Here is a 22,033-nt window from a genome sequence, read left to right on the forward strand (position 1 = left end):
GTTATCAGGGGTTAATCGGAGATCAGCCTTCGGCCGAAGCACCAATGCTCTGGCCTGGCAAAAGGGCCTGTTCGGTTTTCGCCGATGCCAGATCCTTCAGGTGCGATGGGCTGCGATCGCTTAAAATTTTGCGGAATTCAGTGTCGTAGAATTCCAGGTTGTTATAACGGATCATCGAGCGAATTTCATTAACATATTCTTCGCCGCGTTCTGAGTAACTGATTAATCCGCGGGCAAGGGCGAGCCCTGAAAGCGGCTCGCCGGTTTCTCTGTCATCAAGGCGGGTGTTACGCAACCCCTGATAGCTGGCATGTCGGTTCAGGTTCTGGATGTAGGCCCGCACAGAGTGGTATGGCGATGCGAAGGTGGCCACTTCATGGCTGGCGCCGTCTATACGGCTCAGAGGTACCAGGCCGCAGCCTTTGGAGAAACACCACTGGCCAAACAGGTTGTTGCCGCGAAGAGCAAATCGCGACGTTCCCCAGGCTGATTCATTGGCGGCCTGGGCCAGAATCAGTGAGGGAGGGATAATATCCAGACGCTTTCTCAGCAGGGAAAACTGCTCGGGGCTGCCGTGTTCTTCTTCGACCCGTAAGCGTTTTGACTGGGCTTCGAGCCAGAAGTATTCTTTTTTCGATAGCGTATCTTTCGTGACGAGGCTATCCAGATAATCCCGTTCAATGAGGATGCGGGAGTTGGCAAGCACAATGCGTGGATACAAAAAGGAAAAAAAGGCAACTTTCCTTTCAGTGGCATCCTGATAACCAGAGAAATCCGGCAGATCCTCCAGGGCCCAGGAGGGCAGGGGAGGCAGCGCGCTCAAGGCGGGCTCAGATCCGGTATTATTATCATTTTCTGAATACTCTGAAGGCACATAAAGCCCCCCGCCGATTGCAAAAGCAATCAACGGAACTGCCAACATTAGCGAGCGTATTGCGGCAGACATAGATCCTCTCTTCATTACCTGTCAGTGCCCGGCTTTTCCGGGCACCCGGAAAAGCCGGCTAAACGGCCTTAGAAGAAAATCTTCATACCGGCAATAATACCTTCGTCAAGGTTTATGTCACCCTGGTATGGAGCGTCAAGCTCGGTGTTCAGGTACCGGTAACCGGCAAACACTTCCGCATTGCGGATAACCCTGTAGCTGGCACGTAGCTCAAGGCTGGTCAGCTCTTCCGAATCTCCAAATGAAAGGATTCGGGGGGCGTAATGCAGGCCGCCAGTGAATGACAGGCCCGGAACATCGGGGACATTAACTGTGGCAAAGCCGCCCAGGGCCACTGCGCCGCCATCAACGTGGTCGTCATCCCACCCTATGGCGCGCATGCCTATACCGGCGGTAGTGGGCAGGTTGCCAAGCGCAGTGCGCCCCTGAGCGTGAAAATCCACGTTGCCAATGTGGCGGCTACCTTCATGATAGGTGTAACCGGCACCAAGCTGAAGGTCATTGTTGGTGCCGAAGAAATTTACCTGTCCTTTTACGGAATCGCTGGTCAGGCTCAAATCCACGTCGCTGGCGAACGCTGGAGCAGCAGCGAGAGAAAGAACCAATACAGAAATACGGGATACTTTCATTCTTTTACCTTCTTGATTGCGGTGCAGGTATTAATTGTGGGCGAATGGTAGCGGGCTGGCATGGGCACCACAACTTACAAGCGTGTAAGTCCTTTGTAAGCCGGTACAGGTGTGCCCGTAGCATTCAGTGATGCGTTGTTTCGCCACCCTGATCAAGGTCATCCGGAAACGCATTTTCTGCAGGAACCCGGTATTCCTCGTTGGCCCAGGCTCCAAGATCAATCAGCTTGCAGCGTTCTGAGCAGAATGGTCGAAAAGGGTTGGCATTTGTCCATTCTATGGTTTTTTTGCATGTGGGGCATTCTACGTTCATGAGAACCTTTCAAATCATGTTTTATGTTTGCGCTAACCGCTGCTTGCTTAGCGACGTTATACAGGGGCTTTAGCGGGAGCTCCATGAGCGTATTGTTCCAGTACTGACCGCAGCATTTCAATATTGACAGGCTTGGCAACAAATGAGTCCATGCCGGCCTGGCGACAACGTTCCTCATCCTCTTCCATTGCGCTGGCGGTAAGAGCTACCACAGGAACCCGTGCTCGCTTATGTGATTTCTCCCACTCCCGCAAACGCCGGGTAGCCTCAAAGCCGTCAACTCTGGGCATTACACAGTCCATGAATATCAGGTCGAATGGATGCCACTGCCACAGGCTTGACGCTGCCTCGCCATCATTTGCCGTCATCACATCGCATCCCAGCTTTTCCAGTAGCCTGCGGGTTAGTGTGCGGTTTACCGGATTATCCTCTACCAGCAGCACCTTCATGCGGCGTGAGGTGAGTTCGCGGCGTTTTTCTGTATCGTTGCTGCTTTGCAGGGAAAACCGGGTGAGAAAGCACCGTTCGTCTTTTGTGGCATCCTCAAAGAGCTGGTTGAGAATCGGCGTCAGGCAGGATTCCCGCAGGGATTTGCTGAGAAAAGCATCTGCTCCCGCCTGCCGGAAATGCTCCGCATCTCCGCGCTGGGGATTGGATGAGAGAATCAGCAGGCGCATATCGGCCCATAAGGGGTTGCCACGAATCTGGCGGCACAGCAGGTCGCTATCCATATTCGGCAGGAAACCATCAAGAATAATGGCGTCAAATGGCTCCTGACTGTCAAAGGCCAGCCGCAACGACGTAAGAGCCTCACCTGCGGATTTGACTGCCTCAATGTGAACCTCATGGCGCGACAGCATTTCCAGGGTAATCTTGCGGGACAGTTCGTAGGAATCGGCGACCAGTATGCGCTTGCCTTTCACCAGGCGCGTGTCCGGGCGCAGGCGGGAAGCGCTATCCGGTACTGCCGGCAACGTCAGCTCCACCCAGAACGTTGAACCTTCACCGGGCTGGCTTTCCAGATCCAGAGATCCCTGCATAAGGCTGACAAGCTGCCGGCAAATGGTCAGCCCAAGCCCGGCACCGGGGAACTGGCGCTGGAATCTCTGGCCCAGCTGTACATATGGCTCATATACCAGAGGAATATCTTCCGGGTTGATGCCAATGCCTGTGTCTTCAACCGCCAGACGCAGCCGGACCTTCTCATCCCGGCGCCCCAGAACCTCGATGCTGATCAGCACATGCCCGGAATCGGTAAACTTTATGGCGTTGGAAACCAGGTTCAGTAAAACCTGCCGGATCCGGACAGGGTCACCACGCAAGGCCCAGGGCAGCTCCTCATCAATACGTAACTCCAGTGCCAGACCTTTTTCCCGTGCGCGGTCTCCCAGCATGTGCACCAGATCGTTCAGGGTTTCTCTCAGATCGAAAGGTATGTCTTCAAGTACAAGTTTTTCAGCTTCCATGCTGGAAATGTCCAGCAGGTCGTTGATGATGGCTGAGAGGCCTTCTGACGCTTTGAGCAGGGTGTGTACGTATTCACTTTGCTCCTGATCCAGGGGGGTGTCTGTCAGCAGGTTTGCATAGCCGAGAACGGACTGCAGAGGTGTTCGTAGTTCATGGCTTACATTGGCGAGAAACTGGTTCTTTGCGCGGTTAGCCCGTATTGCCTCATCCCGTTCACCCTGGGATTGAATAGTGGTTTGCCGGAGGGACCGGGTGTCTTCCAGAATCTGAAGCCGCATCTTGTTCAGTGCATGCTCGAGCTCCGAAAGTTCATCGGGTGTACGGGGTGGTTTGCGCTTCAGTCGCAGCGGCTCCACTAGCGCGTCCAGATTCAGCCGGGCGGCATAATCTGCCATGGATTCCAGGTGACGGGAAAGGGTAAGGCGAACAATGATAACCAGCCCCAGTGTCCCCAGCATCACCACAATCGACTGGAACAGCAGGTTGATCAGGGCGCCATTACGAAGTTCGGAATAAACCTGCTCCACTGACGATGTAATTGTCAGGGAGCCCATCTCCTTTGGGCCATTAAACGAGTCTCTACTGAATATCAGAGGGAAGGTTTGTGAAATAACCCGCCCTTCTGGATGGATGCCAGTGGTGAACTGTTCCCCGGAAGAGGTCGTAACGCTGGCGTAATCAATGGCGTCAACCGTACGCATGTCATCCAGGCTGTTTGCCACCTCGCTGAAATTCATCAGCCAGATGTTGTTGCTCATAGCGCCGGAAACAAGCCCGGCGGCGCGTTTCTGGGTTTCCTGGAGATCTGCCTTGCGGCGGTCAAACTCGCCGATCATCTGTATGCCTGTGGCCACCAGAGAAATCATGAGGCTGAACATCAGAACATAAGCAAGCAGCCGCATGGCGAGCGGCCGAATACCTGTGCGCGTGAACATTCGATTGGAAGGCAATGCACGAATTCCCTGTTTTGACTACTAAATCATCAACGAAGTCTAACAGACCGTCAGCACTTCGACACTTTTCTGTAAGTGATCGTTCACAAACCGGAATCGCACGTTCAGATCATAAAGATGCGCACCATAAATACGCTCTTCATCACGGCCTCTGCGGAAAGAGGGACGGGGATCATAGCTTACAACATCGGTAATCAGCAGTTTCAGGTCCGGATACTGCTCAGGAGGCAGGCTGGCGAGTTGAGCCTCGGCTTCAGGCAGAAAACTAACACCAAGGCGCTCAGTGGGGGGCGTTTCAGCCCAGCCCAGCCCGGCGTCCGGCACTGAATCTGCAAATGGCAGATAAGGCTTGATGTCCAGAATCGGCGTTCCATCGATGAGGTCATGATCTCTGATCTTCAGCTTCAGTTGGCCATCTTTACGTTCAATCCCCTCATTACGAACTACAGATAGCCCGAGGCTGTTGGGGCGGAAGGGTGACCGACTGGCGAATACGCCCATTTTCCTGTTGCCTCCCAGGCGGGGAGGGCGGACCACTGGCCGCCATTCGGCCCGAACCGCTTCGTGAAACTGGAATATCAGCCAGAGGTGGCTGGCAGTTTCCAGACCGCGGAATGCCTCATCCCGATCATAAGGCGGCTGGACAATCAGGTCGGCTCTTGCATAGCGGGTAAGCCCTGGTTGGCGGGGAACCCCGAACTTGTCTTTGAAACAGGATCGTGTGATCGCTATGGGGGTCAAAGTCAGAGCTTCGCCTGCCGGAATAGAGGGGTGTCTGGCCATTGGTCCTGATTTATACTCTTCGGGGGTTAGAAGTTCCGGTTAATGTTACCGGCGAAAAACATTTCTACGCGAAAAAGAACTGAGCCCTGATCTTTAAAACTCTCCTCTCTCGGAAAAGTTAAAGCAGGGATTAGCTCAGCAAACAGCCAGTCGCTGTGGAGCCTGTAACGCCAGGTAAGGTCTGCAAACGCCGACGTGGTCCGCCAGCCTGGTTTGCTCTCACCGAGCACACCTATGCGTGGAGTCAGGGTTGAGCGATTATCCAGACGTTTGCTGGTGCTGAAAATCTGTGACGCAACAAATTCGCTGTCGCTGTGCACCCATTCCAGCTCGGAAGAAGACCAGAAATGCCAGCCATTGCCTACATCCCTGCCAGCCCGGAACCAGGTGCGGGCACCCCAGCCATCCTGATGGTAATAGTAGAAGCGCTGCTGAACCCGCAATACCCAGTCTGAATCTGCTTTCCAGCGTTTCTCCGCTGTAGCCCGCCAGAACGCATCGGGAGGAAAGTGGAGGCGGGCACCTATGTCGTTTGACAGGTTAATGGCGTCTCCGATCTGTGAGAGATATCGAAAGGCACCCGTTGTTGTCCCTGTGGTACGGTCTGTCTCTGTAAGCTGGCGGTCGCGCTGGCGTTCCTCCAGGGGAATCAGCTCGTCGCTTTCGCTTTCTATTACCAGGCGCAGTTTGCGTTTTGTGGTTGGTATATCGAGCCGGAACCGGACTTCCGGCTCGAATTGCGCCGGGTCGCCGTATTCCGATTCGGTGGCAAAGCCAAGGCGCAAGTAGCTCTCGTTATTGGGGAGGTCATGGATCTCGCCGGAGAGGGTTCTGTCTGCCCACTGCCCAAGGGACTGAACTTTCGGCCCCTGGATACGCTCCTGGCGCAGAATGAAGTTGCTGAAACCGAGCCAGTAAGAATCATCAGGCTCCGCCCAGTACTCATCTGGCTCAAACGTATAGAAGGAAAGCGGCAGCTTTGCAGGGGCCAGAGTATCCGGTATAGAGTGTTCCCGAACCTTGAATACAGGCTCTATGCCGTAACTGTTTACACTGATAAAAAGAAATGACGCCGCTGTGATCCAGGCTAAAGCAGCACGATTTTTCCTGTGGGAATGCTTAGCCAAAGTCCACCATGAATTTTTCATGTAATGCGCGAACCTCGGCAGCAACTTTTTCTGTGGGTTGGCTGTTATCAACAATGGCATGCGCTTTTGCGATACGTTGTTCGCGGGGCATCTGGGCGGCAATGATCCGTTCCACCTGTTCCCGGGAATTCGTATCCCGTGCCATGGTGCGGGCAATCTGTATATCCACCGGAACATCCACCACCAGTACCTTATCAACCAGTTTGTGCTGGTCTGTCTCCAGCAGCAGGGGCGACACTAACAGTACATAAGGCAAAGTATAGTCTGCGGGATGAAGCTGGCGGATCAGCTCTTCACGGATGATCGGATGTAACAGGCTTTCGAGCCAGGCCCGTTGCTCTGGTTGTTCAAATATAATATGCCGGAGACGTGCCCTGTCGAGAGCTCCTTCTGGCGTGAGAATGTCCTGCCCGAAGTGGTCGGCTATAGCCGCCAATGCGGGCATTCCCGGCTCTACGACTTCGCGGGCCACATCATCTGCGTCCACCCAGTGGACGCCATGATCACCGAACTGTCGCACGATTGTGGATTTACCAGACCCTATTCCGCCTGTAAGTCCGATAATATTCATTTGATGTGTCAAACTCCTAACAGCCCGTACCAGATTTCCTGGATCTCACTGCCAAACCATAAGCTTAACAAGCCTGCAGCAGCCAGATAAGGCCCGAAGGGAATAGGTACTTCGCGCCCATGCTTTTTAAACAGCATCAGGCTGATGCCCACAACAGCACCCACTGCGGATGATAACAGGATTATAGCCGGCAAAAGTTCCCAGCCCAGCCATGCACCTAAGGCCGCCAGCAGCTTGAAGTCGCCGTGCCCCATCCCCTCTTTGCCGGTTGCCAGCTTGAACAGCCAGTAAACAGACCAAAGGGAAAGGTAACCAAGAACAGCGCCAAGGAAAGCGCTGTTAAAATCACCCAGATACCCGAAATAACTCAGAACAAGCCCGAGCCACATCAAGGGCAGGGTGATGCTGTCCGGGAGGAGCTGGGTATCGAAGTCGATCACCGTCAGCGCGATCAGCGCCCATACCAGCAGCAGGGTCAGTAACGTTGTCCCGGAAGCGCCGCCGATCATCAGGGTGATTACGGAAAACAGGGCTGTTAACGCCTCAATCACCGGATAGCGGATCGAAATGTGCGATTTGCAACCGCTACACTTCCCGCCAAGAATCAGATAGCTGATAACCGGAATATTTTCCCATGCCCGGATTTTATGGCCGCAAGTGGGACAGGTGGAAGCAGGGGTTGAAAGCGTTACAGGCTCTTCCTGCTTGTGCTGGGCTTCCGGGATTTCCAGGAACGCCTCGCACTGACAACGCCAGTCCTGATGCATCATTTTCGGCAGCCGGAGAATGACGACATTCAGAAAGCTGCCTATGCAGAGAGATACAAATATAACGAAAAGGTACAGGAGCCAGGGAGTTGAGAGGAAGATGTTTAATGTGGACATTCAAAAAGCTCTAAGTGATTCTCTTGTGTTCCGCCCCACACCTTCCGGAGAAGGGGTGGGGCGAAGGGTGCGATGGCCTCCGGCAGAAAGCTCTTACCCCACAACTGCGCCCATCTGGAAGATAGGCAGATACATGGCAATAATCAGACCACCCACAAGCACACCCAGCACAGCCATAATCATTGGCTCCATCAGTGCGGTCAGGTTGTCAACCATGTCATCAACCACGGCTTCATAGTGCACGGCTACCTTCTCAAGCATTTCGTCCAGGTTACCGGACTCCTCACCAATAGCTGTCAATTGCACTGCCATTACAGGGAAAACATCCTGTTGTCGCATGGAAGCCTGCAACTGGGTACCGCTGGATACGTCGTTCTTGATGCGATCAATCGCATCCCGGTAAACCGCGTTACCCGTGGCACCCGCCACTGAGTCCAGAGCATCTACCAGAGGAACACCCGCAGCAAAAGTAGTCGACAGAACCCGGCCGAATTTGGCGACCGCTGATTTATCGAGAATCTCGCCAATAATAGGTAGTTTAAGGATATACTTGTCCACTATGTCCGAGAATTTCTGGGAGCGACGCCTGGCTTCCTTGAATAAAAAGATAGTGCCTGCAACGCCTAGCAACACCACAAACCACCAGCTCTGCATCCACTCGGAAAGCCGTACAACCATCTGGGTGAAAACGGGAAGCTCTGCACCAAAACCCTGAAAAAGGTTTTCGAATTGAGGAACAACTTTTACCAGAAGAATAGCGCTCACAATTATAGCCACGACTATGATTGCAGCGGGGTAAGTCATCGCTTTTTTTACCTTTTTCTTCAATAGCTCTGTTTTCTCAAGGTAAAGGGCGATACGGTCCAGCATCTGCTCCAGAGCACCGGCTTTCTCGCCGGAATCCACCAGGTTGCAGTAGAGATCGTCAAAGTGTTTTGGGTGCTTTTTTAGCGATCCGGCAAAACTGTTACCGGAAGCAATATCGTTCCGGATTGACATAACCAGCTCCTGCAGCCCTTTGTTCTCCAGGCCGTCGCTGACTATGTCAAAGCTCTGAACCAGAGGTACGCCGGCTTTCATCATCGTTGCCAGTTGCCTGGTAAGCATGGCTATGTCGAAGGGCGTAACCTTTTTGCTGCCGCCGAACAACGGCTTTGGTTTCTTCCTTACCTTGTCTGGAATGATTCCCTGCTTGCGTAGCTGGGCTTTAACCAGAGCCAGAGTTGAGCCGGTAAGCTCACCTTTGGATTTATTGCCTTTCCGGTCTTTACCTTCCCAGATATACGATTCCAGCTTTTGCGCTTTCTCTGACATGCTTAATCCTTCGTCACGCGGTTCGCTTCCTCAAGACTGGTCACGCCCTCCATCACCTTCATCAGTGCGGACTGGCGTAAATTTCGGAAGCCTTCGGCCTCAGCCTGCTTTGCAATTTTAATGGAGCTGGCTTCTTCCATAATCATGCTTGCCAGCTTTTCAGTGATCTTGACCACCTCGTAAATACCGACGCGGCCTTTATACCCACCATTGCATTTATCACAGCCCTTGGGGTGGTACAACTTGAAGCCTGTATCAATTTGTTCCTGTGTGAACCCTTCGGCCAAAAGTACGTCTTTTGGAACATCGCCGGGCTGTTTGCAGGCACTGCACAGGCGCCGGCCGAGCCTCTGGGCAATGATAAGACTTACGGATGTCGCAATGTTGAAGGCAGGGACCCCCATGTTCATCATCCGGGTAAGCGTTTCAGCAGCGCTGTTGGTGTGCAGGGTGGATAAAACCAGGTGTCCGGTCTGTGCAGCTTTGATCGCAATATTGGCGGTTTCCAGGTCACGGATCTCGCCTACCATGATTACATCCGGGTCCTGACGAAGAAAGGCTCTGAGTGCTTCTGCAAACCCCAGCCCAACCCTGTTGTTCACGTTAACCTGGTTTATGCCCTCCAGGTTGATTTCGGCCGGATCCTCTGCCGTGGAGATATTGATGTCTTCGGTGTTAAGAATATTCAGGCCCGTATACAGGGATACTGTTTTACCGGAGCCCGTCGGGCCTGTAACCAGAATCATGCCCTGGGGCTGGGAAAGTGCATCAAGGAACAGTTGCTTCTGGTCTTCTTCGTAGCCCAGTGCGTCAATACCCAGTTTTGCCTGGCTGGGGTCAAGAATCCGGAGAACGATTTTCTCACCCCAAAGGGTAGGGAGTGTATTAACCCGGAAATCAATAGCTTTGGTTTTGGACAGTTTCATCTTGATCCGGCCATCCTGAGGAACCCGGCGCTCGGATATATCCAGTTGCGCCATGATTTTTATGCGGGCCGAGATCTTGGGAGCCAGTTTGATTGAGGGGTGGGACATTTCCTTCAGCATGCCGTCGGTTCTGTAGCGCACCCTGTAAGTCTTTTCATAAGGTTCGAAATGTACATCCGAAGCGCCGCCACGAATAGCGTCCAGCAACATCTTGTTCACATATTTGACGATAGGGGCATCATCGAAATCATTTGCCGAGGTGGTCGCCTCATCATCTTCCTGGTCGCCGCCCTCGGTTTCCACACCCTCGAGATCCGCATCATCGAGATTGCCCATGCTGTTGTCATGGGATTCCAGGTACTTGTCGATAGCTTCCCGGAGCCGGGCATCATCGACCAGAATAGGGTCCGTGCTCAGGCCTGTGTTGAACTTTATTTCATCCAGTGCCTGAATGTTCGTAGGGTCTGAGACGGCTATAAAAAGGCGGTTTCCCCTTTTATACAGAGGCAGGGCGTTGTGCTTTCGCACCAGCTTCTCGTCAACTATTTTCTCCGGCATCATCTCCGGAAGAAATGATGACAGGTCCAGAACCGATACCCCGAACTCCATGGCCGCCGAAAACGCCAGCCTGGAACTATCCGCCAGGTTATTCTGGGTAAGGTAGGTGATCAGCGGAATGCGGTTCTGGGACGCCTGCACAAACGCATCTTTGGCGGTTGCTTCATCAAGAAGCCCGTCATCCACAAAGCGCCGGGCGAGGCCGGTAAGCGTGATATTACTTTGATTAGTAGCCATAAACTGAGTAAAGAATGCCGTCTAAGTGACTGAAAAAGAGTTTTCGTCGATTGTGGAGAGTTTAGATGGCTGGCCTGGGTTTGGGAAGGTGTGTGGGCAATTTGGGGCAGGCTCCGGATAAATGGCAGGCAGGGGTGACGTTTTTTGTCAGGAAGTGACGATCATTGATGGCGGCAGATGATAACTCTTTGCTCCGGTATGTCGCATAAGTGACATGAAGATTGCCTAGCTATCTGATTTTATGTGTTTTGTTTTTTTTGGTTTGTAGTTGGCACGCTGGGTGCTTTGTCTGGCTCAGGCTCAATAAAACTGCTTGCGGGCCGTTTCGAGATTCTTAATATCCAAAGGTAGAGGTCACATATGAAGAACATGCAAATGAACCATGCTCAGAAAGGTTTTACACTGATTGAATTGATGATCGTTGTTGCGATTATCGGTATTTTGGCGGCCATCGCTATTCCGCAGTATCAGGATTATACGGTTAAATCTAACGCAGCAGCTGCGCTTGCAGAAATTACCCCGGGTAAGGTTGCGTTTGAGCAGGCAATTAATGAAGGGAAAACCCCGAGCCTGACTGCTGCTGATGAGGGATTTATTGGTATTACTAACCCTACTTCATACTGTACCGTTTCGATCAATGCTGCGGCTGATGGTGAGATTAAATGCACTGGAATAAACGGTAATGCGGCTAAGTTTAATGGCAAAGAGATCACCTGGTCACGCACAGCTGATGGAGAATGGTCATGCACATCTACTCTGGACGCTAAATATAAGCCGGGTAAGTGCAGCTAATTGAGTAGACTCAGATCATGGGCAGGCACCGCATAAGCAGAGTCTGACCTGATTCTCAAAGGCCCGGGGTGTAGATCCTCGGGCCTTTGTCGTTTCTGGTACCGGTGTCTCAGATTCACGTTAAAGTAGCGATATGAGTATGGTTAACTTCTTGGGATAATGTTGTATGTCAGGTCTGTCAAATTAGCGGCTAAGTTCGTCGGATCAGGATATGGTGTCATAGGGAGGGCGGTTGTTCTGATAGATTGCTTCAAGCCTTGTTGCCCGCTCGAATCACAGGCCGGGATTTATGTTCAGTTGCTCAAGAATCGGTGGAGTGTCTCGTTAACTGAATCGCGTTTGTCTCACCGGCTAATCTGTCCCGTGTGGCTCAAAGCACCATTGAGCACGCTCTATTTTCGTCTATTGTCTGCTAGAGGGGCTGTGGATCGGTTGGAAAACAATGCGGGGTACTACAGCATAGGTTGCGCCAAAACCCGGCTACAATTGACGGGTTAGAAGATGGTGTTCAGGCAGTAGGAACTGCATCCATCTGAACACTGATTCTGGGTGCAGCAACATCAATATATCTCTGTTCCATATTCCGTTTCAGCAGCAAATTAAAAGCCCGGGAAACATCCCACTGGCACTCCGGCTTTGTTCTCATCCGCATCCGTAGTACCGGGCAACCCTCTTCAAACGAGTGAATGCCCTGCATTTCAAGAGGTGACCAGATCAGCCAGCGCATATCTGGCTGGGTGCGCAATTCCTCAGCGGTTTCTTCCATCAGAAGGATTGCGTCGTCGATAGGCAGTTCGCGGGGAATCCGGATTTTGATCAGCGCGATACCAAATTGCCTGGACATGTTGTGAATGGAGCTGATTTTACTGAAGGTGATGTGGTGAACTACCCCTTCAAGGTCGCGCATTCGCACGGTGCGCAAGTTAAAACCTTCTACCGTTCCCATAAAGCTGTTGATCTCCACGAAGTCGCCGACCGACATGGAGTCTTCAACCACAATGAACAGGCCCGTGATTAAATCCTGTACGAGAGTCTGGGCGCCAAAGCCCACTGCGAGGCCGATAATGCCGGCACCCGCCAAAAGGGGGGTTACGTCTACGCCCAGGGTGGAAAGGCCGACAAATATGGCCACAATAATGATTGTGATCAGCAGGGTGTTCCTGGCAATTGGCACAATGGTCTGAGCTCTAGCGGTGTTGCCCCGCTTTTTGCGGTCTCCACCGCGTAATGCCCGCTCCAGGAGTTCGTCCACGAAAATCCAGACAATGCTCGCAATCAGCCATGTGAGGAATACACCGATCAGGCTGTTAATCAGGCCGGTACTGATCGGTGGTTTTTCGCCCACCCCCAGCAAGGACAAATCCCAGACCTGTAAAACCAGCTCAAAAAACGCCAGCCATGCGGCTGTCTGCAGCAGGCGAAAGCCAAAACGTACCAGCCTCTGGCTGAACTTGCTGAGTGCCCGGTGCTTGGGGCTGTTCTCCTGAATACCGAAGAGACCCTGGATGGCCAGGGTTACTGCAAGCAGTAGTGCGCAGACCATGGCCTTGCCCAGGGCTGCGTCTGCTTCTCCTCCATTGGCAAAAACCGCGACCACTGATGCGCTGATGGCCATTAACATGGGGATGTGCCAGAGCCTGGCCAGCAGAGCTGTTACTTCCCGCCATACGCCCTGGTTCTTGCGCTGCTTGTAGGGGCGGTTGCGAATCAGGTGGGTAACGGGGCGACGGTTACGGATGATAAGGAAAAAGCTCAGAAGGGCTGCCGCTATGCTGAAGGTCAGGGCCAGGGCGCTGGCGAGTTCTGTTCCGAGTTGCGAGGTGAGCTCGGCTGTGCCCAGCGCGTCCTCAAGTGCGAAGAGTACGCCGATAATGAACAGTGGCACCATCATTCGCCGGCGTAAGATCAGAACGGCGGTCTGGCGATGGCCGCTGGAGAAAATTGAGATTATTACGTCAAAGAACGAAGTCAGCCCGCGGGCACACAGTGCGGCGTAAGCAAGGATGAGAACAGTGCTTTGAGCGCCTTCAGACATGCCGAATGTAGGCAGGCCCGCCAAAAGCGCGGTAAAGGTGATAAGCCAGGGCAAAAGGCGCCGCGCCAGGTGGGCTATAAGCATCCAGGGCCTGGGCTGTCTGGGCATTTGCAGTGGCCAGCCTCGCCATGTATATAGCATGCGTGCGAGGCGTGAAAGGCCCCAGAGTGCGGTCAGCCACGCTGCAAGCCCTGCAATGGTTTCTACCAGAACGCGAAGCGATGCGCTTGCCAGCAATTTTTCTGCTGCACTGTAGGCGTTCCGGAAGTTGTTCTTCCACTTTCCAAGGGGTGTCCCGGCATCGGTGTCAGGGTTGGACGCTTCATCGAAAAAAACAGCCAGGGCGCCCAGCAAACCCTGTCCGCCGGTTACCTTCTGTGCCGTTTGTGCAGATTCCGCCTGAAGACCCTGCTGCAGGGACTTGAGTTGCTCTACCAGAGCCCGCCTGCTCTCGTCGTCCTGAAGTGCCTGAATGGTTATTTCAAGCGACTCGGCCAGCTCTTCGGGCGAAGCGGATTCCTGCTCTTCGGTCTGCCCCGAAAGCCCGGGGATGCCGGGTAAGGTAAAGGGCTGAGCCAGAGCTGTGCCAGCGCAAGTGAATAATAACAGGGCGCCAAGGAAAAGTGCGGTGAGCCTCAAATTTCAACCTCTTCAAACAAATCGGGCACTTCGGCGTCCCATCCGAATTTTTCATTGATCCGCTTGCGCATGATGTCGCTGGCCAGCATCTCTCCGTGGGTTACATACACCTTCTCTGGTTTAAGAGTTCCCTGTTCAAGCCATTGCAGGATTTCGTTGTAGTCGCCATGGGCTGAGAGTGAGCCTATGTTGTGGATTTCCGCTTTCACCGGCCAGTATTCGCCATGAATCTTTACCGAATCTGCTCCTGCTACCAGTCTGTCGCCCCGGGTGCCGGGTGCCTGGAAACCTGCAAAAATAACGCTGTTCCGGTAGTTTGGCAGCAGCGTTTTCAGGTGGTGGAGAACCCTGCCTCCGCTTGCCATGCCGCTTGCAGACACGATGATGCAAGGGTAGCGGGCAGAATCCAGCTTTATGGATTCATCCACTGTGCGGACGAACTCGGTGTGGTTGTCGATCATCTCGCACTGGCTGGCGCTCAGTTTGTGCTCTTTGTGGTGCTTGCAGAATATCTCTGTGGCCTTGATGGCCATGGGGCTGTTGAGAAATACCGGTAACCTGGGGATGCGTCCTTCTTTCATGATCTTGTGGATCACGTAAAGCAGCATCTGTGCGCGGCCAACCGCAAAAGCGGGTATCAATACAATGCCGCCACGGTTCACGGTGCGGGTAATTATCTCCGCCAGTTCGGTTTCCGGGTCGGTTTCCTCATGTGTGCGGTCTCCGTAGGTGGATTCGCAAACAAGCACGTCGGCTTCTTTGATAGGCTCTGGTGCCCGCATGATTATGTCATTCTGTCGGCCCACATCGCCGCTGAATACAACTGTACGGTTGTCGGCTTTGTGGTGAACGTGTACGCAGGCAGAGCCCAGAATGTGCCCGGCGGGGGTAAAGGACACTTCAAAATCCTTCACTGGTTCGAAGGTCTCGTGGTAGTGAAGGGGCTCAAAATGTTTCAGGGCTTCCCATGCATCTTTTTCGGTAAACAGGGGTTCCGGATGTTCATGCTTTGAGAACTTTTTCCGGAACGCGTATTTTGCGTCCTCTTCCTGGAGGTATCCCGCATCCGGCAGCAGCACTTTGCACAGGTCGTGAGTACCCTGGGTGCAGTAGATCTTGCCCTTGAAGCCATTTTTTACCAGTGCGGGCAGATAGCCAGAGTGGTCGATATGGGCGTGTGTGAGAACTACCGCATCTATGGTGCCCGGATCTACAGGAAACTTCGCCCAGTTCCTCCGGCGCAGGGTTTTAACACCCTGGTACATTCCGCAATCGATCAGTACGCGATGGTTTTCATCGGATAACAGGTAGCGTGAGCCGGTTACTGTGCCGGTGCCGCCGAGGAAGCGAAGTTTCATACACGAGGCCCTTTCGATGCTTGCGTTGAAATGCGTTTAAAATAGGTTTTGTCAGATTGCCTGAAAGCGCCACCACAAAAAAGCCCGAATATGGGCAGTTGCTCATATTGCCAACATTCAAACTCCCCAAAAAAGCAGGAAGCAGACTATGTACTACAGCTCAATACTCCCGGAAGTGATCAGGGTGGCCGATGAGGCCAGCGACCGAGTGCTCCATATCTATCAGTCTGATTTCAAGGTGAGCTACAAGGAAGACGAATCCCCCATCACGGCTGCGGATATTGCCAGTCATGAAATTATAGTAAGGGGGCTGCGCAATATAAGCCGGGATATTCCGATCCTTTCGGAAGAGAGCGTAGCGGCTCCGTGGGAAGAGAGGAAGCACTGGCGCCGGTTCTGGCTTATTGACCCTATAGATGGCACCAGGGATTTCACTCAGCGCACAGGTGAGTTCACGGTAAATATTGCCATGATTGAAGACGGCGTGCCGGTAATGGGTGTGGTTACCGCGCCGGCTTTGAAGGAAGCCTTCTGGGGTGTTAAAGGGGAGGGTGCCCACAAGCGCGACCGTACAGGCCTGATTCACCGTATGCGGGTGGCGGAGCCCGGGGAAGTCAAACGTGTGGTCGCCAGCAAAAACCATCTGAATGATGAGACCCGGGCTTTTATCGATAACCTGGGTGCGCATCAGACAGTCCAGGCTGGCAGTTCGCTCAAGTTCTGCCGGATAGCTGAAGGTCATGCCGACATCTATCCGCGTATGGGGCCCACCAGCGAGTGGGACACTGGAGCTGCGCACGCTGTTCTGCGTGCGGCAGGTGGCGACGTGCGGTCATTAGATGGCCTGCCACTCCAATATGGGAAAAAAGATGTTTTAAATCCTCACTTTATCGCTGCGGGGAACTGGTACTTCTGAAATTGACAAAAACGTGAAGTCATTAAATTGACGCATTTTAGGGTGAAACGGCGACGGGTTTAGCATTAATTTGTGGTTGCGCTGGTTAACATAGCATCGTCTACTAATTCCGGAGATGTTATGACTCCCTTTAACGAACGTTTGCGATTAGCTTTTGCTACCCTTGTGCTTAGCTCATTGCTATCGGCCTGTGGCGGCGGTGATTCTTCAGATTCATCGCCCGATGCATCAACGGGAGCTCCGGCCAGTGCAGTAGAAAACCCTCCAGCTGAACCCGAAAGTTCACAGCAGAAGCTCTGGGTTGAGGGCTATGCGGTCAAGGGTGCGATTGAAAGCGGCCTGGTCTCTCTTTGGTACCATGAGCCTGATACTTCAGATTACGGATGGGTACAGGTAGGCAGTACCGTCAGGACGGATGTTAATGGCGGGTTCCGGGTTGAAGTGCCTGATGACTATTCAGATTATTCACTGAAAGTGGTTCTTACGTCAGATTCTCAAACAGCGATGCGTTGTGATGCACAGCCGTCATGCAAGACCCCCTCTGGTGTCAGTGTTGCGTTTGGGGAATGGTTCTGGCCGGGCAGTAACCTGGTTTTAAAGTCGCTCGTGGATCCATCTGATACCGGCCGGGTAGTAGCTTTGACTCCGTTGGTAACTCTTGCATTCGAGCAGTTTCTTGAGCAGCCAGAAGGCGGTATTTCTGGCTTTATGGAGATTCTTGCGCAGCAGGAAGAACTCTTCGGGCTTGATGCTGGTGCTTTGTCCAGGAAGCCTCTTGATCTTGCGTCGCCAGACCTGAGCAATTTGCAGCCGTCGGACTTGAAAACAGCCTTGTTGAATGTTGCTTTTCTGAGCCTGGTTGATGGTGATCGCTGGAATACATTAGGGGATGTACTGGAGTCTGCCCGAACTAGCTCGGATGTATATGGCGAACTGCCGTCAGGTTCAGGGAATGATCTGGGCCTGAGTGTTGAGTTGCTGGCCTTGTCAGCAGTGTTGCAGGTTGAGTATTTGCAAGACCAGTATGATGGCACGGGAGTCTGGGGTAATGCCCTTTCTGATGCACTTGGTAGCCTTGAAGAAACTTTGATGGCAACAGGGTATAGCAGTGCGCCTGAACCCACCCCGCAGCCAGAGCCTTCTCCGGAATCTGATGCACCTCCAGAGTCTGGTGATTTAGCTCCGGAACCTGATGCTGCTCCAGAGTCTGGTGATGTAGCTCCAGAATCTGATGCTCCTCCAGAGTCCGATGTGGCTCCGGCGTCTGATGATACAGCTCCAGAATCTGATGCACCTCCAGAGTCTGGTGTGGCTCCGGCGTCTGATGATACAGCTCCGGAATCTGATGCACCTCCAGAGTCTGATGTGGCTCCGGCATCTGATGATACAGCTCCGGAATCTGATGCTCCTCCAGAGTCTGATGTGGCTCCGGCGTCTGATGATACAGCTCCGGAATCTGATGCACCTCCAGAGTCTGATACGGCTCCAACTCCGGAACCGGTGACTGGTGCAGCAAAAATAAGCTGGCAGGCACCTCTGACACGAGCAAATGGAGAGTCGCTGGCCATGGGGGAGATTGACAGATATATAGTCCGGTATGGTACCGGGCAGAGTGCTGACGAAATGCCGTCTGAGGAAGTTGTTGAAGATGGTCAGGCTATGAGCTACGAAATAGCTGGTCTGGAAGAAGGTACCTGGTACTTTGCAGTTCGCACAATAGATACCAACGGTCTGGAGAGTGCCTGGTCTGAATCGGTCAGCAAGACGATTTCCCGGTAGCTCTCTGAATTAACGCTCATTCCCTGAATTAGAAAGTCCTTCACCATAGCGCCGACAAAAACGTCGGCGCTATGGTGAACCCCTTCCGGACCTTCTATCCTTTCAAGACACTGACTCACTTCTGCCCGGAACTATAAGGTTCTGTCGCTGAAGCTGAAATATCTGTTCGAACTATTTCTGAAGACTCCCTTATAATGACTGGAAATCATCCTGAGGTTATATAATGGGCTGGCGCGTGGGTGGCTGGTTGGCTCCGGGGTTGTGTGAGCTTCTGATCGGGGATGAATCCCAATGAATATTCTTGTAACCGGTGCTACGGGTTTCGTCGGGAGGCGGGTATGTGCGCGGCTGCAGAAGAGTCAGAGCTATAATTTATCCAGCGCGGTAAGGCAGTCAGGCTCTAACCCTCCAGGATCTGAAGTTGTCATTCATGAGGTGGATGGTCAGACCAGCTGGCAGTGTGCCCTGAAGAATCAGCAAGTAGTGATTCACACTGCGGCACGTGCTCATATCATGAACGACGAGGTTGCAGACCCTTTGGCCGAGTATAGAAGGGTTAACGTAGATGGCACCCTCAATCTCGCCCGGCAGGCCGCAGAGGCTGGTGTAAGGCGCTTGATCTACATCAGTTCTGTCAAGGTGAATGGTGAACAGACTCCTGCTGGTTGTCCTTTCACGGCGGAGGATGCAGCGGCCCCTGCAGATCCATATGGCGTTTCCAAGCTGGAGTCGGAAATGCAGCTGCGGCAGTTGGCGAAGGATACGGGTATGGAAGTAGTTATTATCCGTCCATCACTGGTATATGGGCCGGGAGCTAAAGGTAACTTTGCAACTATGGTAAGGCTGGTTGCAAAAGGCTTGCCCCTGCCATTGGGCTCAATCAGGAACCGGCGGTCTTTGCTGGCTCTGGATAATCTGGTGGATCTGATTGTTACGTGCATCAGCCACCCCAATGCCGCAAACCAGACGTTTCTGGCAGCAGATGGTGAAGATTTGTCCACAACAGAGCTTCTGCGTGGTGTCGCAAATGCTATGGGTATACCATCACGTTTGATACCTGTGCCGGCCGGGTTGCTGCAGTTCGGTGCCACGTTGCTTGGCCAGAAAGCCCTTGCCCGGCGGTTGCTTGGGTCTTTGCAGGTTGATATCGAGCACACTCGAAAGTGCTTGAACTGGACACCACCACTAACTGTAGAGCAGGGACTTCGGCACTGTTTTGAAATTCGTCAGGACTGATTGTGTGATTCGAATACTGGATGTTCTGTTCTCTCTCTCAGGGTTGGTTCTGGGGTTTCCTGTATTGTTGGTGCTTTACCTGATTGGTCTGTTTGATACAGGTTCACCGGTGTTTCTGCAGGAGAGGGTCGGGCAAAACAAGCGCCCCTTTACTTTGGTGAAATTCCGTACAATGTCCGTGGATACTGCTTCTGTTGCCAGCCATCTGGCAGTCAGTTCATCCATAACCAGGTATGGCCGCTTCCTGAGACGTACCAAGCTGGACGAATTGCCACAGCTCTGGAATGTTCTTAAAGGTGATATGAGCCTGGTGGGGCCACGGCCCTGTCTGTTCAATCAGGAGCACCTGATTACTGAGCGTGAGCGGCGCGGTGTGTTAATAGCCCGGCCGGGGATTACTGGTCTGGCTCAGGTAAATAATATTGATATGTCGATGCCGGAATTACTGGCAGAAACAGACGCAAGGATGCTCTCTGACCTGAATATCACAGCATACTTTAAATACATTTTCATGACAGTTGCGGGCAAAGGCTCCGGCGACAGAGTGCCCGGTCGTGATTAGACTATTAGCCCCTACGGCGACAGTGAGTTGCTATGCTTGAATCATTTTTAAGGCTTCCGCGCTTTTACAAGCGCATCATTTCTGTCTCGGTAGATGCGGTCGCGCTTTCGTTCGCCCTTTGGGCATCCTTCGCCCTGCGCCTGGAACAGAGCCTTTGGCTTCCTAGCCGGGGGCAGTTGCTGGTCACCGGGCTCACGGTTGTTTTCACTCTGGCTGTTTTTGTTCGCCTCGGCCTGTACCGCGCTGTTGTGCGCTATATGAGTGACAGGGCGTTTCTGACTATTGTTACGGGTGTAGGCATTTCTGCCCTGTTGCTGATCCTGCTTGGATACAGCCTTCATGTTCTGATTCCGCGCTCCGTTCCGGTTATATATGCAGCGCTGGCTTTCATTTTCGTGGGTGGCAGCAGAATGAGCGTGCGTATGCTGGTAAACCACTCATCCAATCAGGGCAAAGAATTAGTCGCCATTGTCGGGGCGGGTGAGACTGGTGCCCAGCTTGCGAAGGCGTTGCAGGAGGGCTCTGAGTATCACCCGGCCGTGTTTATCGGTTTGCTGTCAGCCAACCACAAAGCTCTTATCGCTGGTGTCCCGGTATACTCTCTGGAGCATCTCGAGAAGGCGGTGCAGGCCCATGGTGTAAAGCGATTGTTGTTGGCTTTGGATGCCAACAAGCAGATTGACCGCCGGCAGTTGCTTAAGCGGCTGGAAGTTTTGAAGTTACCCGTGCAGACAGTGCCTTCGCTCAGTGAGCTGGTTGCGGGCCAGGCCCGGATCAGCGATATCCGGGACCTGGAGATTGAAGACCTGCTCGGCAGGAACCCTGTTCTGCCGGATAGTGCTCAGGTTGCTGCCAGCCTTTATAGCAAGGCCGTGATGGTAACGGGGGCTGGTGGGTCCATTGGCTCTGAGTTATGCCGGCAAATTATTCGCCACCGCCCGCGATCCCTGGTCCTGTTTGAGCAATCCGAGTATTCACTTTACGCCATTGAGCGCGAATTGCAGGCAATCAACCGGATTGATGAGCTGAACGTTGAGATTTTTCCTATTTTAGGGAGCGTTATCCATCGTCGCCGGTGTGAGATGGTTATGCGCAGTTTTGAAGTCGAGACGGTTTATCACGCAGCGGCATACAAGCATGTGCCTCTGGTTGAACATAATGTAATTGAAGGTGTTCAGAGTAATGTGTTCGGCACCTTGCATGCGGCAGAGGCAGCGATTGCGGCGAAGGTTGAACGGTTTGTTCTGATTTCTACTGATAAGGCTGTTCGTCCCACAAATGTGATGGGGGCGAGCAAGCGCATGGCAGAGTTGGTGTTGCAGGGTCTTGCACAGAGGCAGGACAGAACGGTTTTCTCCATGGTCCGGTTTGGCAATGTACTGGGTTCTTCTGGCTCGGTGGTGCCTTTGTTTCGTGACCAGATACGTGATGGAGGGCCTATTACGGTGACCCATCAGGATATTATCCGTTATTTCATGACCATTTCAGAGGCCAGCCAGCTGGTATTACAGGCGGGCAGTATGGGCCGTGGTGGTGAAGTGTTTGTACTGGATATGGGGGAGCCGGTAAAAATTGCGGATCTGGCTCGCAAGATGATTCACCTGATGGGGCTTGTGGAGAAAACACCGAGCCAGCCGAACGGCGATATCGAAGTTGTCTTCACCGGGTTGCGGCCCGGTGAGAAATTGTTCGAGGAGTTGCTGATTGGTGGTGACCCCCAGGGAACATCTCATCCTCGCATCATGATGGCGCGTGAGGTGTCTATGCCATGGTCAGAACTGGAATCAGTGCTGAACAAACTGCAGCGTGCCAGTCAGGAGTTTGATTGCCATCAGATCCTGGAAGTCCTCAAGAATGCTTCAACAGATTTTTCTCCAAATGGCAGTGTGTCTGATCTTGTCTGGTGTCATGGCGGTCATGATTTGACAGTTCTGAATGAGAGCTCTGGAAAGGTGCACCGGCTTCCCGTTTGACTGAAACCCGCAAC

At 53.0% G+C, this 22,033-nt stretch carries 18 protein-coding genes; 6 read left to right on the forward strand and 12 right to left on the reverse strand.

What is annotated here, in order from left to right:
• Window positions 1-22: 22 nt before the first annotated feature.
• The 10 genes from CPA50_RS04210 to pilB all read right to left on the reverse strand — a co-directional run bounded on the left by CPA50_RS04210 (window position 23) and on the right by pilB (window position 10,729).
• The gene (locus CPA50_RS04210) at window positions 23-946 is read right to left on the reverse strand and encodes a glucosaminidase domain-containing protein (RefSeq protein ID WP_096781205.1); all 924 of its coding nucleotides are present in this window, start codon (window positions 944-946) and stop codon (window positions 23-25) included.
• A 68-nt stretch (window positions 947-1,014) separates the two neighbouring features.
• The gene (locus tag CPA50_RS04215; protein WP_096781206.1) at window positions 1,015-1,575 is read right to left on the reverse strand and encodes a YfaZ family outer membrane protein; all 561 of its coding nucleotides are present in this window, start codon (window positions 1,573-1,575) and stop codon (window positions 1,015-1,017) included.
• Window positions 1,576-1,699: 124 nt separating this feature from the next.
• Window positions 1,700-1,888: a DNA gyrase inhibitor YacG gene (gene yacG, locus CPA50_RS04220; RefSeq protein ID WP_096781207.1), complete on the reverse strand. Its 189-nt coding sequence runs from the start codon at window positions 1,886-1,888 to the stop codon at window positions 1,700-1,702.
• A 56-nt stretch (window positions 1,889-1,944) separates the two neighbouring features.
• A complete protein-coding gene (locus CPA50_RS04225) occupies window positions 1,945-4,305 on the reverse strand; it encodes a response regulator (protein WP_096781208.1) in 2,361 nt (786 codons plus the stop codon).
• A 42-nt stretch (window positions 4,306-4,347) separates the two neighbouring features.
• Window positions 4,348-5,091, reverse strand: coding sequence for a tRNA (N6-threonylcarbamoyladenosine(37)-N6)-methyltransferase TrmO (gene tsaA, locus CPA50_RS04230; protein ID WP_096781209.1), 744 nt, complete (start codon window positions 5,089-5,091; stop codon window positions 4,348-4,350).
• A 26-nt stretch (window positions 5,092-5,117) separates the two neighbouring features.
• Complete coding sequence (locus CPA50_RS04235; protein WP_096781210.1) at window positions 5,118-6,239, reverse strand: hypothetical protein; 1,122 nt, start codon at window positions 6,237-6,239, stop codon at window positions 5,118-5,120.
• Entirely contained in the window at window positions 6,211-6,810 is a 600-nt protein-coding gene (coaE, locus tag CPA50_RS04240; protein WP_096781211.1) for a dephospho-CoA kinase, read from the reverse strand. The genes CPA50_RS04235 and coaE overlap by 29 nt, the downstream gene beginning before the upstream one ends.
• An 8-nt stretch (window positions 6,811-6,818) precedes the next feature.
• On the reverse strand, window positions 6,819-7,694 hold the full coding sequence (locus CPA50_RS04245; RefSeq protein ID WP_096781212.1) for a prepilin peptidase: 876 nt from the start codon (window positions 7,692-7,694) through the stop codon (window positions 6,819-6,821).
• A 93-nt stretch (window positions 7,695-7,787) separates the two neighbouring features.
• Complete coding sequence (locus tag CPA50_RS04250) at window positions 7,788-9,008, reverse strand: type II secretion system F family protein (RefSeq protein WP_096781213.1); 1,221 nt, start codon at window positions 9,006-9,008, stop codon at window positions 7,788-7,790.
• Window positions 9,009-9,010: 2 nt separating this feature from the next.
• Complete coding sequence (gene pilB / locus CPA50_RS04255; RefSeq protein WP_096781214.1) at window positions 9,011-10,729, reverse strand: type IV-A pilus assembly ATPase PilB; 1,719 nt, start codon at window positions 10,727-10,729, stop codon at window positions 9,011-9,013.
• Window positions 10,730-11,089: 360 nt separating this feature from the next.
• On the opposite strand from pilB, the gene CPA50_RS04260 reads away from it, so the two are divergent.
• Entirely contained in the window at window positions 11,090-11,521 is a 432-nt protein-coding gene (locus tag CPA50_RS04260) for a pilin (RefSeq protein WP_319823108.1), read from the forward strand.
• Window positions 11,522-12,029: 508 nt separating this feature from the next.
• On the opposite strand, the gene CPA50_RS04265 is transcribed toward CPA50_RS04260, so the two are convergent.
• Window positions 12,030-14,195, reverse strand: a complete 2,166-nt coding sequence (locus tag CPA50_RS04265; RefSeq protein ID WP_096781215.1) for a mechanosensitive ion channel domain-containing protein — start codon at window positions 14,193-14,195, stop codon at window positions 12,030-12,032.
• Window positions 14,192-15,553, reverse strand: coding sequence for an MBL fold metallo-hydrolase (locus CPA50_RS04270; protein WP_096781216.1), 1,362 nt, complete (start codon window positions 15,551-15,553; stop codon window positions 14,192-14,194). The genes CPA50_RS04265 and CPA50_RS04270 overlap by 4 nt, the downstream gene beginning before the upstream one ends.
• 148 nt (window positions 15,554-15,701) lie before the next feature.
• Between CPA50_RS04270 and cysQ the strand changes: the two genes are divergently transcribed.
• The 5 genes from cysQ (at window position 15,702) to CPA50_RS04295 (ending at window position 22,019) form a co-directional block, all read left to right on the forward strand.
• Entirely contained in the window at window positions 15,702-16,469 is a 768-nt protein-coding gene (gene cysQ / locus CPA50_RS04275) for a 3'(2'),5'-bisphosphate nucleotidase CysQ (protein ID WP_096781217.1), read from the forward strand.
• A 120-nt stretch (window positions 16,470-16,589) separates the two neighbouring features.
• Window positions 16,590-18,248, forward strand: coding sequence for a fibronectin type III domain-containing protein (locus CPA50_RS19595; protein ID WP_227519484.1), 1,659 nt, complete (start codon window positions 16,590-16,592; stop codon window positions 18,246-18,248).
• A 291-nt stretch (window positions 18,249-18,539) separates the two neighbouring features.
• Window positions 18,540-19,484, forward strand: a complete 945-nt coding sequence (locus tag CPA50_RS04285) for a UDP-glucose 4-epimerase family protein (protein WP_096781218.1) — start codon at window positions 18,540-18,542, stop codon at window positions 19,482-19,484.
• 4 nt (window positions 19,485-19,488) lie between these two features.
• On the forward strand, window positions 19,489-20,046 hold the full coding sequence (locus tag CPA50_RS04290; protein WP_096781219.1) for a sugar transferase: 558 nt from the start codon (window positions 19,489-19,491) through the stop codon (window positions 20,044-20,046).
• A gap of 32 nt (window positions 20,047-20,078) precedes the next feature.
• Window positions 20,079-22,019: a polysaccharide biosynthesis protein gene (locus CPA50_RS04295; protein WP_096781220.1), complete on the forward strand. Its 1,941-nt coding sequence runs from the start codon at window positions 20,079-20,081 to the stop codon at window positions 22,017-22,019.
• The last annotated feature ends 14 nt before the right edge of the window (window positions 22,020-22,033 follow it).

The sequence above is a fragment of the Marinobacter sp. ANT_B65 genome (assembly GCF_002407605.1).
GTDB lineage: Bacteria > Pseudomonadota > Gammaproteobacteria > Pseudomonadales > Oleiphilaceae > Marinobacter.